Raw genomic sequence first — 13178 nt, 5'->3', positions numbered from 1 at the left:
GCCATTCCCCCTTACATCAGACGCAAAATGGAGTAGAAGGCCCCACTAAACCTAAGCTTTGAACTATTTGGCCTGGGCCGGAGACAAGAATGGCATTCAATGACGATAGCTTCATCCGCGAGGTGAACGAGGAACTGCGCTCGGACCAGCTGCGGTTCATATGGCGTCGTTTCGGCAAGCTCATCATCGGTGCTGCCGTGCTCGTCGTCCTTGGCACCGCAGCCTATAGCGGCTATCGCTATTGGGCCGGCAATCAGGCCGGCAGCGGTGGCGATCAGTTCATTGCCGCGCTGACGCTTGCCGATCAAAACAAGACGGATGAAGCGCTGGCCGCATTCGCCGCCATCGAAAAGAGCGGCCCCGGCTCCTATCCGGTGTTGGCCCGCCTGCGCGCCGCGACGCTGCAGGCGCAGAAGGGGGACAAGGCCGCTGCCATCGCCACCTTCTCGGCGGTCGGCAAGCAGGCGGATCTTCCGGTCGTTATCCGTAATGCGGCCCGCCTGCGTGCTGCCTACCTTCTCGTCGATACCGGTACCTACGATCAGGTCGCCGCCGAAGCTCAGGAACTGGCCGTCCCCGCTGATGCCTTCCGCCATTCGGCGCGCGACGTTCTCGGCCTTGCCGCTTACAAGGCCGGCGATTTCGCCAAGGCCCGGCAGTGGTTCCAGGCGATCGTCGACGATCCGCAGAGCCCGCGCAATGTTGCCAACCGTGCCCAGATGCTGCTCGATCTCATCACTGCATCCGGCAAGGCTCCGGTCGCAAAAGGCTGAAGGATCGCTCAATGAGTTTTACGGTCGCGATCGTCGGTCGCCCGAATGTCGGCAAGTCCACGCTGTTCAACCGGCTGGTTGGCAAGAAGCTGGCGCTCGTCGACGATACGCCGGGCGTCACGCGTGACCGTCGTCCCGGCGATGCGAAGCTGATCGATCTCCGTTTTCGCATCGTTGACACCGCCGGTCTTGAAGAGGCTCAGGATGAATCGCTTCAGGGCCGTATGCGCGCTCAGACAGAGGCGGCGATCGACGAGGCCGACCTGACGCTGTTCGTCGTCGATGCCAAGATGGGCCTGACCCATGTCGACAAGACGCTTGCCGAAATGCTGCGCAAGCGTGGCCGGCCCGTGGTGCTCGTTGCCAACAAATCCGAAGCGCGCGGCTCCGACAGCGGCTTCTACGATGCCTATACGCTCGGCCTTGGCGAGCCTTGCCCGATCTCGGCTGAACACGGCCAGGGCATGATGGATCTGCGCGACGCGATCGTCGAGGCGATCGGGCCCGAACGTGCCTTCGGGGACGAGGAAGACGAGGCGGAGACGAATGTAAGTATTCCGCGTCCTGCCGTCGGCGAAGATGGCGAAGAGATCGACGAAGAGCCCGCCTATGACGAGACGCGCCCGTTGCGCGTGGCGATCGTCGGCCGTCCGAATGCCGGTAAGTCGACGCTCATCAACCGCTTCCTTGGCGAAGACAGGCTGCTGACCGGCCCGGAAGCCGGCATCACCCGCGATTCCATCTCCGTCGACTGGAGCTGGCGGGGCCGTACCGTCAAAATGTTCGATACCGCCGGAATGCGCCGCAAGGCGAAGGTCACCGAGAAGCTGGAGAAGCTTTCGGTCGCCGACACGCTGCGCGCCATCCGTTTCGCCGAAACCGTCGTTATCGTCTTCGATGCGACCATTCCCTTCGAGAAGCAGGATCTGCAGATCGTCGATCTCGTGATCCGCGAGGGGCGTGCCGCCGTGCTCGCTTTCAACAAGTGGGACATGATCGAGGATCGCCAAGCCGTGCTCGCCGATCTGCGCGAAAAGACCGACCGGTTATTGCCGCAGGCGCGGGGCATTCGCGCCATACCGATTGCCGGCCAGACGGGCGAGGGGCTTGATCGCCTGATGCAAGCGATCGTCGATACCGACAAAGTCTGGAACAAGCGTGTTTCGACCGCGCGCCTCAACCGCTGGCTCGAGACGCAGCAGGTTCAGCATCCGCCACCGGCCGTTTCCGGCCGCCGCATCAAGCTGAAATACATGACGCAGGTAAAGGCGCGGCCGCCGGCCTTCATGATTTCCTGCACCCGTTCGGATGCGCTGCCGGAGTCCTATGTGCGCTATCTGATTAATGGCCTTCGTCAGGACTTCTCCATGCCGGGCGTGCCCATCCGCATTCATTTCCGCTCGTCGGAAAATCCCTACGAGAACAAAAAGAAGCGGTAACTCGCCGAAGCGCCCCATCGGGAGATGGGCGCGCTTCAATCAGGCGGCATTCCTGCTGAGTGCCTCGCGCAACGTCGTGATTTCCGCCTTCAGCCGTGCCAGTTCGTCCACTGTCTGCTCGGTGGCGTCGAGAATGCAAGGGGGAACGGTTGCGGCCTTCTTCTTCAGGGCCTTGCCTTCACTGGTCAGTTGAATCAGCACCTGGCGCTCATCTTCCTTGCTGCGGATACGCTTGATGAAGCCGGCTGCTTCCAGGCGCTTCAAGAGCGGTGTCAGCGTGCTTGATTCCAGAAACAGCTTTTCACCGATGCCGCCAACGGTCTGGCCGTCTTCCTCCCATAGTGTCACCATGACGAGATATTGCGGATAGGTAAGATTGAGCGCGTCCAGCATCGGTTTATAGAGACGATTCATCGCATGGTTCGCCGAATAGAGTGCGAAGCAGATGAAGTTATCCAGCTTTAACGGGTCGTGGGTCATCTCAAGTACTCCCTGAGAGGTCTAATGTAGATCGTGCGATAAATAATTGTACACCCAAATTTATGCCTGAGCTACGGGTTTCTTCCGTTTTTGGAAAGGCAGCTTACTGAGGCTCCGGCGAGGCACGGTCTTTTCGGGTCGATCAATGCCATGGTGATCGAGTGGCATAAATGGTGGTCCAAAGATAAGAATCAAATGACGTTCTTCGCGCCATTGTTCGATGCGGGCTTCATCGTGCCGGATAAGACGCAGCTATCCAATCCTCATGCAGGGCTATGCTATGCCGTCAGGGCAGCGCGGTGATCGTTGACGGCATGTAAGGCCGGAGCTGCAACTTCACTGATGGTGCCGATCGTCCGGGATTCAACGCTTGTTGTGGACGTGCAGCCGGCCTCGGTGATTGGCAATCCTGACATTGCCGATGAATTGCGCCGTCGCCGCCTCCCAGGAATAGTTCAGTGCCAGCGTGCGCGCGGCATCGCGGGAGCAAGAGAGTGCGGCGAGGCAGGCCGTTGCTAGATCGGCATCTACGACGCCGGCAGCCCTGTTTCCTCCCAGAATATCCGCGGGGCCGGTGACGGGGTAGGCGGCGACCGGAACGCCGCTCGCGAGCGCTTCCAGAATGGCGTTGCCAAAGGTATCGGTCTTGGACGGGAAGACGAAGACGTCGGCCTGCGAATAGGCATGCGCCAATTCCTCACCGAATTTCGCCCCCAGAAAATGGACATCAGGATAGAGCTTCTGCAGTTCGGCCCGGGCGGGCCCATCGCCCACCACCACTTTCGATCCAGGCAGGTCGAGATCGAGGAAGGCGGGCAGGTTCTTCTCCAGCGCGACGCGGCCGACAGTCATGAAGATGGGGCGGGGCAGGCCGAAGGGGTTGTCGTCAAGTGGTTGGGGGCGGAAGAGGCGGGAATCTATGCCACGGCTCCAGGGCAGCAGATTGCGAATGCCGCGCAGTTTAAGCTCGCTCGCAAGGCTTGGTGTCGCCACCATGCAGCCATAGCCGGCATTGTGAAACCATTTGACGAAGGCGTAGAGCCAACTCTCCGGTATCGGCAAACGCGCGGCCACATATTCAGGAAAGCGGGTATGGTAGCTGGTCGAAAACGGCATACCATTTCTCAGGCACCAGCGCCTGGCCGTGAGCCCGAGGGGACCCTCCGTAGCGATGTGGACATAAGTCGGTCGGAGTGCTTCTATTCTTGCGGCGATCTTGCGGTAGCTGGCGATCGAAAGCCGGATTTCCGGGTAGGTCGGGCAGGGGATATTGCGAAAGCCGTCCGGCGTGATCATCGAAACCTCGACGCCCATGCGCGTAAGTTCGCGATTGGTGTTCTCGATCGAGCGGACCACGCCGTTGACCTGTGGATGCCAGGCATCGCTGACGATGAGCAGCCGTTCGGGTACTGCGACAGGTGTCGCCGCCTGCGTCCAGGTGGTTTGATCGATGTCTGACAAGCGTTGCAACATGCCCAAAACAGTCCATCCGCACCGCATCCTCATGATGACGGTGCCAGCGATTGCGGTGTTTCAAACATGATTCCCGCGCCCACTCTATTGTGGGGGGTGTCCATGATGGAAATATTACAGCGTTTAGCGGATGGACTTCAGCTTCTCGGGCGAGACGAGCGCGCCATATTCCTGAATGACCTTTGCCGCGATCTTGGCTGCGAAGCCGGCGGCAGCGACCGCATCCTGATGCTGCAGATAGTGAGCCAGAAATGCGCCATTGAAGCTGTCGCCGGCGCTGGTGGTGTCGACGACCTTGGCGACCTTGACCGCCGGGACGAGGGTCTCATCGGTATCATCGCCGATGGTCGCGCCCTCGGCGCCGTTCTTGACGACGATCATCCGGGCTCCGTACTGCCGGTAACGGCGGATGGTGGCGGGAATCGAATCGTCGCCGAAATGCACGGCTTCATCATCGAAGCTCGGCATGACGAGCGTTGCGGCGCGCGCACCTTCCGAAATCATGGTGTGCATGGCGTCGAGGCTGGACCACAGGCGAGGGCGCAGGTTCGGATCGAAGGCGACCAGCTTGCCGGCAGCCTTGGCGCGACGCAGTTCTGCGAGCAGCGTGAAGGCGTCTTCACGCGGCAGTATCGCCAACGTGATGCCTGAGAAATAAAGGACGTCAGAGGCTTCGATTGCAGCGCGCAGGGCATCGCCATCGGCCGCAAGCTGGCGGGCGGCGGAGCTATCGCGCCAGTAACTGAAGGAGCGTTCGCCATCCTTCAAATTGATCATGTAGAGGCCGGGAGTCTTGCCGCGCAGGCGGCGGATGCTCGCCGTGCCGATGCCGGCGCCGCCCATGAAGGCGACCATTTCGTCGGACATGGCATCGTCGCCGAGTGCGGTGAAATAATCGATCGACCAGTCTGCCGGCAAGCAGGCGCGGGCATACCAGGCGGTGTTGAAGGTGTCGCCGGCAAAGCCCTTGCGCAGGTGTCCGTCCTCGGCCTGCGACAATTCCACCATGCATTCGCCGATCGATAGAAAACGCCCGCCCAAGACTGCCTCCTGCATTTTGTCTTGGTGCTGCATACGCGCAAGCGGCGGCTGGGGCAAGGTGGACGGCGGCTGCCGCCGTCCACTTTTGCTGGACCTGACTTACGGTCGATCCATGTGATAGCAGGCCGCCGTCTGACCCGGACGGACATGCTCGGTCGGCGGCATCTTCGTGCGGCAGATATCCGTCGCCTTCCAGCAGCGGGGCGAGAAGACGCAGCCCGGCGGCGGATTAAGCGGCGAGGGCGGATCGCCCTGCAGGCGGATGCGCTCACGGCCACGAGCGAGCTTCGGATCGGGGATTGGCGCGGCGGAGAACAGTGCCTGTGTGTAGGGATGAGCCGGATGATCGAAGACCGTCGCGGCTTCGCCCGCTTCCACCACCTTGCCGAGGTAGAGCACCAGCACATCGTCCGAGATCAGGCGCACGACAGAGAGGTCGTGGCTGATGAAGATCAAGGTGAGGCCGAACTCCTTGCGCAGACGGCGCAGGAGCGTGATGACCTGTCCCTGGATCGAGACGTCGAGCGCCGAGACCGGCTCGTCGCAGATGATGAGCTTCGGCCGGGTGATGACGGCGCGGGCAATGCCGATGCGCTGCGCCTGGCCGCCCGAGAATTCGTGCGGGTAACGGTTGATCATCTCCGGAACGAGGCCGACGGAAGCCATGATCTCGCGAACGCGATCCTGCCGCTGCGCCCGGGTCAGTTTCGGTTCGAAGACGGTCAGCGGTTCGGCGATGATGTCGCCGACGGTCATGCGCGGATCGAGCGAGGCGATCGGATCCTGGAAGATGATTTGCATGTCGCGGCGGGCGGCACGCATTTCCTCTTCGGTGAGATCGAGCAGATTGCCTCCTTGCCAGAGAATGCGGCCTTTCTGCGCCTTGATCAGCCGCAGGATGGAGCGGCCGAGCGTGGACTTGCCGCAGCCGGATTCGCCGACGATGCCGAGGGTGCGGCCGGTTTTCAGTTCGAAGCTGACATCGTTAACAGCCGTGAGGATCATCGGCGGCTTGAAAAAGGATTTCGACGGCAGTTCGAATTCGGTCGTCAGATGCTCGACCTTCAGAAGCGTTTGCTCAGCCATGGACGAGGCTCCGTTCCTGATTAGCCGAAAGGGGATGGAAGCAGGCCGCACAGCGTCGCGATGAAAGCTGATCGAGCGGAGGCGCGGCGTCGAGGCAGTCGTCCTGCACATGGGCGCAGCGCGGCGAGAAGGCGCAGCCGCGGGGCAGGTGCATCAGGTTCGGCGGCCGTCCGGGGATGACGGTGAGGTCGTCGACATCCTGGTCCGGCCTCGGGATCGCCGAGTGAAGCGCCGCCGTATAGGGATGGGCCGGGCTTTCGAACAGCTCCTCGACCGGCGCTTCCTCGACGATGCGGCCGGCATACATGACGGCGACGCGGTCGGCGAGACCGGCAACGACGCCGAGGTCATGGGTGATCATGACGAGCGCCGTATGCATTTCCGCCGTCAACTCATTGAAGAGATCGAGGATCTGCGCCTGGATCGTTACGTCGAGCGCCGTCGTCGGCTCGTCGGCTATCAAGAGCTTCGGCTTGGTCAGCAGCGCCATGGCGATGACGATGCGCTGGCGCATGCCGCCCGAAAGCTCGTGCGGGTAGAGGTTGAAACGGCGAGTCGGGTCGGGGATGCCGACACGCTTCAGCATATCGAGCGCCGCTGCCGAGGCGGCACGCGCCGAAAGCCCGCCATGAACTTCGAGCTGCTCCGTCAACTGCCGCGAGATGCGCAGCGACGGGTTGAGGGCGGTCATCGGATCCTGGAAGACCATGGCCATGTCCTTGCCGCGCACATAGTCGAGTTCGCGCGGCTTCAGCGTCAGCAGGTCCTTGCCGTCGAGCAGCGCCTGGCCGCTGGTGCGGCCGTTCTTGGCGAGCAGGCCCATCAGGCCGAGAAAAGTCTGGCTCTTGCCGGAGCCGGACTCGCCGACGATAGCGATGCGTTCGCCGCGGCCGATCTTGAGGTTCATCTTGGAGACTGCCGCAACTTCGCCCTCGGGCGTGCGGAAGGTGATCGAGTAGTCTTTGAGTTCGAGAAGTGTGTCTGTCATGTCAGCGATCCTTCGGATCGAATGCGTCGCGCAGACCGTCGCCGATGAAGAGCAGGCTCATCAGCAGCGCGACCAGGAAACCGGCCGGGAAGAACAGCAGCCAGGGTGTCGTCTCCATGCCCGCAGAGCCTTCGGCAATCAGCGTACCGAGGGACGTCAGCGGCTCCTGAACACCGAAGCCGAGATAGGAGAGGAAGCTCTCCGTCGCGATGATTTCCGGGATGGTGAGCGTCGCGTAGATGACGACCGGGCCGACGAGGTTCGGCACGATATGTTTCAGGATGATCTTGAACGATCGTTGCCCCGAGGCGCGGGCGGCCTCGATGAATTCCCGCTGCTTGATCGACAGGGTCTGGCCGCGCACGATACGGGCCATGGTGAGCCATTCCAGCGCACCGATCGCCGCAAAGAGCAGATAGACGTTGCGGCCGAAGATCACCATCAGCAGGATGACGAAGAGGACGTAGGGCAGGGCGTACATGATATCGACGAAGCGCATCATGATCGCATCGACGCGACCGCCGAAATAACCGGCAACGGCGCCGTAAAGCACGCCGATGACGACCGAGACGAGCGTTGCGACGAGAGCGACCGTCAGCGAGACGCGCGTGCCGTAGAGCGTACGCGCCAGAAGATCGCGGCCATTGCCGTCGGTACCGAAATAGTGGCCGGCGGCGAAGTCTGGAGCGCCTCGGAACGAGGTCCAGTCCGGATCCTCATAGTTGAAGGGCAGGAAATACGGGCCGAATATGGCGACCAGAACCAGCACGGCCAGTATGACCAGCGAAAGTGCCGCCGCCTTGTTGCGCAGGAGACGACGCATCGCGTCGCCTGTGAGGGAACGCCCCTTGGGTGCGAGCCCTTCTGCCGAAAGCAATTCCGCTTCCAGCAATTCTCTCTTGGCGGAATTGAGGATCATCGCATTCTCACTTTCGGATCGAGCCAGGCATAGGCGATGTCGACCAGCAGATTGAGGACCACGATCAGGATCATGTAGAAAATGACCGTGCCGAGGACCATGCCGTAGTCACGGTTCAGCGCCGCGCCGACGAAGTAGCGGCCGACGCCGGGGAGGCCGAAGATGCTTTCGACCACCAGCGAACCGGTGAGCAGATAGCTTGCCGCGGGTCCGAGATAGGAGACGACGGGCATCATGGCCGGCTTCAGCGCGTGGCGCATGATCGTCAGTCGCGGGCCGATGCCCTTGGCCTTGGCGGTCCGGATGAAGTTCTGGCCCATCACCTCGATCATCGAGCCGCGCATCAGGCGCGAGATGCGTGCCGCGTGCGGCAGCGTCAGGACGATGATGGGCAGGATGAGGAACTTGACGGAGCCGTCGCCCCAGCCACCGACCGGCAGCCAGCCGAGCGTGTTGCCGAAGATGAGCTGCAGGATCGGCGCGATGAGGAAGCTCGGCATGACCAGGCCGATGAGAAGGCCGCCGCCCAGCCAGTAATCGGCCGCGCGGTTTTGATAAAGCGCCCCGAGACAGCCTATGAAGATGCCGACGATAGTTGCGAGCACAAAAGCGGCGCCGCCAATGGTCAGCGTGTAGGGGAAGCCGGACATGATCTGCTGGGTGACGGTGAAGTCCTGATTGGCGAAGGAGGGGCCAAGGTCGCCCTTCATGACATCGCCGACATAGATCAGGTATTGCTCAACCAGGGGTTTATCGAGGTTGTAGTGAGCCGCGAGGTTGGCTTTGACTTCCGGCGGCAATGGCCTTTCGCCATCGAAGGGGCCGCCGGGAGCGAGGCGCAGAATGAAAAAACACACTGTCACGGCAATCCACAGAACCGGGATTGTCGACAGCAGACGACGGAGAGCATAGCCAAACATGGTTTTAGACGGCTCCCTCCCGGTTGTGTCCGGGAGGGAGCCTGTTCCCAATTATTCTTTGATCGACAGCCAGCGGGTGCGATGGATGTCCTGGATGTTGTCGACGAAGCCCTGGACCTTCGGAGCGACGATGTTCTGGGAAACGTAGTAGTAGATCGGGATAGCCGCGCTGTCGTCGAGGGCCAGTTGCTCAGCCTTCTTGTAGATCTCGGCGCGCTTCTTGAGATCGGTTTCTTCATTGCCCTGCTTGATCAGAGCATCATAGTCCTTGTTGCTCCAACGGCCGTAGTTCATTTCGACGCCAGTGGACAGCAGGTTCAGGAAGTTGATCGGGTCGTTATAGTCGGCGAGCCAGCCGGCACGGCCGATCTGCACCTCACCGCGCTGCATTTCATCGTAATGCACCTTGGTTTCGGTGTTGTAGAGCTCAATATCGACGCCGAGTGGCTTCCACATGGCGGCAATCGCAACGGCAATGCGCTTGTGGTTGTCGTTGGTATTATAGCGCAGCTGAGCCTTCAACGGATGGTCAGGGCCGAAGCCTGCTTCCTTCAGAAGCTTCTTTGCTTCTTCGACCTTCTGCTTGTAGGGCTCGTCCTTCCAGCTGACATAAGCCGGCTCGCCGTAATTGGCGGTACCAGGCGGTACCCAGGAGTAGGACGGCAGTTCGCCAGTGCCGAGAATCTTCGGCCCGATGACTTCGCGGTTGACGGCCATGGAGAGAGCCTGGCGAACGCGCTTGTCGTTGAATGGCGGCTTGGTGGAATTCAGGACGTAGTAGTAGGTGCCAAGGAACGGCACCACATGCGCCTGGCCGGGCAGGTTCTTCTGGATCCAGTCATACTGATCGGCCGGGAACGACGTAAGAATGTCGAATTCGCCGGCGCGATAACGTTTCAGGGCAGCGGCCTGATCTTCCAGCGTATAGTAGTTGACCTTGTCGATTTTGATGTCCTTGGCGTCGTAATATTGGTCACTCTTGACCATGCTGACATGCGAACCGGGCACCCACTCCACTGGCTTGTAGGGACCGTTGGTGACGATATTGCCGATCTTGACCCACTCATCACCCTTGGCTTCCACAACGTGCTTCGGCAGCGGATAGGCCGTATAGTGCATCAGAGCGTTGAGAAAGTAAGGGGTGGGGTTCTCAAGCGTGATTTCGAGGGTCTTGTCGTCGATCGCCTTGACGCCGAGCTGGGTCGGATCCTTGATCTCCCCCTTGTTGATCTTTTCCGCGTTCAGGATCGTGTACTGCAGATAGGCGTATTGAGCAGCGGTCTTCGGGTCCATCAGGCGCTGGAAGGCGAAGACGAAGTCCTGAGCCGTCACCGGTTGTCCATCGGACCACTTGATGCCGTCACGAAGCTTGAAGGTATAGACCTTCTGGTCGGGCGAAATGGTCCAGCTTGCAGCCTGGCCTGGAATTGGGTTGTCCTTGGGGTCCTCGGTCACCAACCCTTCGAAGATATCGCCGTCGATGCGGTTCTCCCAATCGCCGGAAATTTTTTGCGGATCGAGCGAAGTCGGGTCGCCGCCGTTGTGGATATTGAGGGTCGCGGCATGCGCCGAAACGCTCAATATCGTGCTGACGAAAGCCGCAGCGATAAATTTTCGGGTGATATGCGCCATATGTTTTCCCACCTTTCTGGAGTTATTGTCCTTGTTTTACAAGGGTATTCTTGATCCCGCAGGTAACCTTCACGTACAGGTCAATGCGCGAAATTATCGAAAGCGACGTCGCTTTCAAGTTAAAAAAAGTCGGACATGCTTAGCATGTGAACTTTCATATTCACAAATCTCTAAAATTGATACAGCGAATTTATCCGCCGGATGGTTGAGTTTCTCAGGCAGCCGATTTGCAGCTTGCCGCCTGCGCCCGACTGTGCAAACTGGAAGGCCTTGTGCGATATCGAGGCGGTTTGATGAAATCGACGAATAAAGTGGCGGGAGCCGATTGGTGGCGCGGGGCAGTGATCTATCAGGTCTATCCGCGGTCGTTTCAGGACACGGATGCCAACGGGCTCGGAGATATCAGGGGGATCACCCGGCGCCTGCCTCATATTGCCGCACTGGGGGTCGATGCAATCTGGCTGGCGCCGTTCTTCACCTCGCCGATGGCCGATATGGGCTATGATGTCGCCGATTATTGCGATGTTGATCCGATCTTCGGCACGCTTGCCGATTTCGACGAGATGATGGCGGCAGCACATGAGCTCGGCCTCAAGGTCATCATCGACCAGGTCATCTCGCACACGTCGGACCGGCATCCCTGGTTTGTTGAAAGCCGCGCAAGCCGCGACAATCCCAAGGCGGATTGGTATGTCTGGGCCGATCCGAAACCGGATGGGACGGCGCCCAACAACTGGCTGTCGATCTTCGGCGGCCCCGGCTGGGAATGGGATGGCGTGCGCCGGCAATATTACCAGCACAATTTCCTGACATCGCAGCCGGATTTGAACTTCCACAATCCGGACGTTCAGGATGCGGTATTGGCGGCCGTCAAATTCTGGCTCGATCGCGGCGTCGATGGTTTCCGCCTGGATACGGTCAACTACTATTTCTGCGACAAGAAGCTTCGCGACAATCCGCCGGCGCTCGTCGCGACCGGCGGGCTCGACGCGCCCGAAACCAACCCCTACGGGATGCAGAACCATCTTTACGACAAGACGCAGCCTGAAAATATCGGCTTCCTGAAGCGGTTGCGTGCATTGCTCGATCAATACGAAAACCGCACGACAGTCGGCGAAGTCGGTGACGGCGTACGCTCGCTGGAGACGGTTGCGGCCTATACCAGCGGCGGCGACAAGCTGCACATGTGCTACACGTTCGATCTTTTGGGTCCCGATTTCACGCCGGCGCATTTCCGGCGCTGCGTCAGCGATTTCCAGGATAATGTCGTTGATGGCTGGGTCTGCTGGGCCTTTTCCAACCATGACGTTCAGCGCCATGTCAGCCGCTTTGCCAAAACGGAAGAAGAGCAGCCGCGCGTTGCGAAGCTCGCAATCTCTCTGCTCTCGGCGTTACGCGGCTCCATTTGCCTGTATCAAGGGGAAGAGCTCGGCCTGCCTGAGGCAGAGCTTGCCTTCGAGGACCTGCGCGATCCCTACGGCATTCGCTTCTGGCCGGCCTTCAAGGGGCGTGACGGATGCCGTACGCCCATGCCCTGGGAAGCAGGGCGTGCTCATGCGGGCTTTACGACCGCGGACAAATCCTGGCTGCCGGTTCCCTACCAGCATGCGGCGCTTGCCGTCGACAAGCAGGAGACGGACGCGGATTCGGTGCTGCATCATTATCAGCGGACGCTGGCCTTCCGTGCAGAACATGCCGCCCTGCGTGACGGCGACATGATCTTTCTTGATACAAAAGAGGACGTTCTCGCCTTCACGCGCTCCAAGGGTGAGGAGACGCTGCTGTTTATCTTCAATCTCTCCCGCAAGCCTGTGAAGATTGCCTTGCCGGAGGATATCAAGCTTGGCAAGACGATCGCCATGCCGGGGTTTGGCACGGCGGATGCCGGGGCAACGCTAACGCTTGCTGCTCTGGATGTTTATTGCGGGTATGTGACGTGATTTAGCGTAAGAGCTTGTCATATTTGGTGTGAGAGCCGATCCAGAACCAGACAAGGTCGTCGCCGTCAGCGACAGCAAGAGCGCGCCAGGACATCCAGACCCGCGCGGACCAGAAGCGGCCTACTTGTTTGAAATGAAGTGAAGGATGCTTCGGGTTCGATTTGGGAAGCTCGAAATTTCGGTCGGCGAGTTCTCGCACATGTTTTGGCAGCTTTTCATATGCCTCCCAAAACGGCTGAGTGGCGTGATGCTTTAAAATGCCCGCGTCTTTCCCACGCGAAAATCGGCCAGGGCTTTGTCTGCCAGTCTATCCAGTTTACCAGCGCCTATGTCAGCTTCGATTTGCCGGTCCCACCGGCTTGCCTGCAGAGCTTCGAACCATTCGGCGAATGCCTTGAAGTCTTCCGGCTCCAGCTCGCTGACATTTTTCTCAATCTGCTCAAGCTTTGTCACGATTGTTCTTTCCATGACCAAACGGTTTGATGTC

At 60.1% G+C, this 13178-nt stretch carries 13 protein-coding genes; 3 read left to right on the top strand and 10 right to left on the bottom strand.

What is annotated here, in order from left to right; genetic code table 11:
* Positions 1–89: 89 nt before the first annotated feature.
* Both I8E17_RS11045 and der read left to right on the top strand, forming a co-directional pair.
* Positions 90–773 (top strand): tetratricopeptide repeat protein, encoded by a 684-nt coding sequence (locus I8E17_RS11045; protein ID WP_069612732.1) that lies wholly within the window; start codon positions 90–92, stop codon positions 771–773.
* Between the two features lie 11 nt (positions 774–784).
* The gene (gene der / locus I8E17_RS11040; protein WP_069612731.1) at positions 785–2212 is read left to right on the top strand and encodes a ribosome biogenesis GTPase Der; all 1428 of its coding nucleotides are present in this window, start codon (positions 785–787) and stop codon (positions 2210–2212) included.
* Between the two features lie 39 nt (positions 2213–2251).
* Here der and I8E17_RS11035 read toward each other — a convergent pair whose 3' ends face one another.
* From I8E17_RS11035 to I8E17_RS11000, 8 genes are all read right to left on the bottom strand, one after another.
* Positions 2252–2692, bottom strand: coding sequence for a MarR family transcriptional regulator (locus tag I8E17_RS11035; RefSeq protein WP_069612730.1), 441 nt, complete (start codon positions 2690–2692; stop codon positions 2252–2254).
* A gap of 363 nt (positions 2693–3055) precedes the next feature.
* The gene (locus I8E17_RS11030) at positions 3056–4165 is read right to left on the bottom strand and encodes a glycosyltransferase family 1 protein (protein ID WP_069612729.1); all 1110 of its coding nucleotides are present in this window, start codon (positions 4163–4165) and stop codon (positions 3056–3058) included.
* A gap of 123 nt (positions 4166–4288) precedes the next feature.
* Positions 4289–5206, bottom strand: coding sequence for a sugar kinase (locus tag I8E17_RS11025; protein WP_113366430.1), 918 nt, complete (start codon positions 5204–5206; stop codon positions 4289–4291).
* Between the two features lie 99 nt (positions 5207–5305).
* Positions 5306–6292, bottom strand: a complete 987-nt coding sequence (locus I8E17_RS11020; RefSeq protein ID WP_069612727.1) for an oligopeptide/dipeptide ABC transporter ATP-binding protein — start codon at positions 6290–6292, stop codon at positions 5306–5308.
* A complete protein-coding gene (locus I8E17_RS11015; RefSeq protein WP_069612726.1) occupies positions 6285–7280 on the bottom strand; it encodes an ABC transporter ATP-binding protein in 996 nt (331 codons plus the stop codon). The genes I8E17_RS11020 and I8E17_RS11015 overlap by 8 nt, the downstream gene beginning before the upstream one ends.
* Before the next feature lies 1 nt (position 7281).
* Complete coding sequence (locus tag I8E17_RS11010; RefSeq protein WP_069612725.1) at positions 7282–8199, bottom strand: ABC transporter permease subunit; 918 nt, start codon at positions 8197–8199, stop codon at positions 7282–7284.
* Positions 8196–9119, bottom strand: coding sequence for an ABC transporter permease subunit (locus tag I8E17_RS11005; RefSeq protein ID WP_069612724.1), 924 nt, complete (start codon positions 9117–9119; stop codon positions 8196–8198). The genes I8E17_RS11010 and I8E17_RS11005 overlap by 4 nt, the downstream gene beginning before the upstream one ends.
* Before the next feature lie 51 nt (positions 9120–9170).
* Positions 9171–10751 carry a peptide ABC transporter substrate-binding protein gene (locus I8E17_RS11000; protein ID WP_069612723.1) on the bottom strand — a complete coding sequence of 527 codons (1581 nt, stop codon included), beginning with the start codon at positions 10749–10751 and terminating at the stop codon, positions 9171–9173.
* A 293-nt stretch (positions 10752–11044) separates the two neighbouring features.
* Between I8E17_RS11000 and I8E17_RS10995 the strand changes: the two genes are divergently transcribed.
* Positions 11045–12691: an alpha-glucosidase family protein gene (locus I8E17_RS10995; RefSeq protein WP_069612722.1), complete on the top strand. Its 1647-nt coding sequence runs from the start codon at positions 11045–11047 to the stop codon at positions 12689–12691.
* A gap of 1 nt (position 12692) precedes the next feature.
* On the opposite strand, the gene I8E17_RS10990 is transcribed toward I8E17_RS10995, so the two are convergent.
* Both I8E17_RS10990 and I8E17_RS10985 read right to left on the bottom strand, forming a co-directional pair.
* Positions 12693–12950 carry a hypothetical protein gene (locus tag I8E17_RS10990; RefSeq protein ID WP_069612721.1) on the bottom strand — a complete coding sequence of 86 codons (258 nt, stop codon included), beginning with the start codon at positions 12948–12950 and terminating at the stop codon, positions 12693–12695.
* A complete protein-coding gene (locus I8E17_RS10985; protein ID WP_069612720.1) occupies positions 12944–13144 on the bottom strand; it encodes a hypothetical protein in 201 nt (66 codons plus the stop codon). The genes I8E17_RS10990 and I8E17_RS10985 overlap by 7 nt, the downstream gene beginning before the upstream one ends.
* Between the last annotated feature and the right edge of the window lie 34 nt (positions 13145–13178).

This window comes from Rhizobium sp. AB2/73 (assembly GCF_020871915.1).
Lineage (GTDB): Bacteria > Pseudomonadota > Alphaproteobacteria > Rhizobiales > Rhizobiaceae > Rhizobium > Rhizobium dioscoreae.
This window is presented reverse-complemented; position numbering and strand designations above follow the sequence as displayed.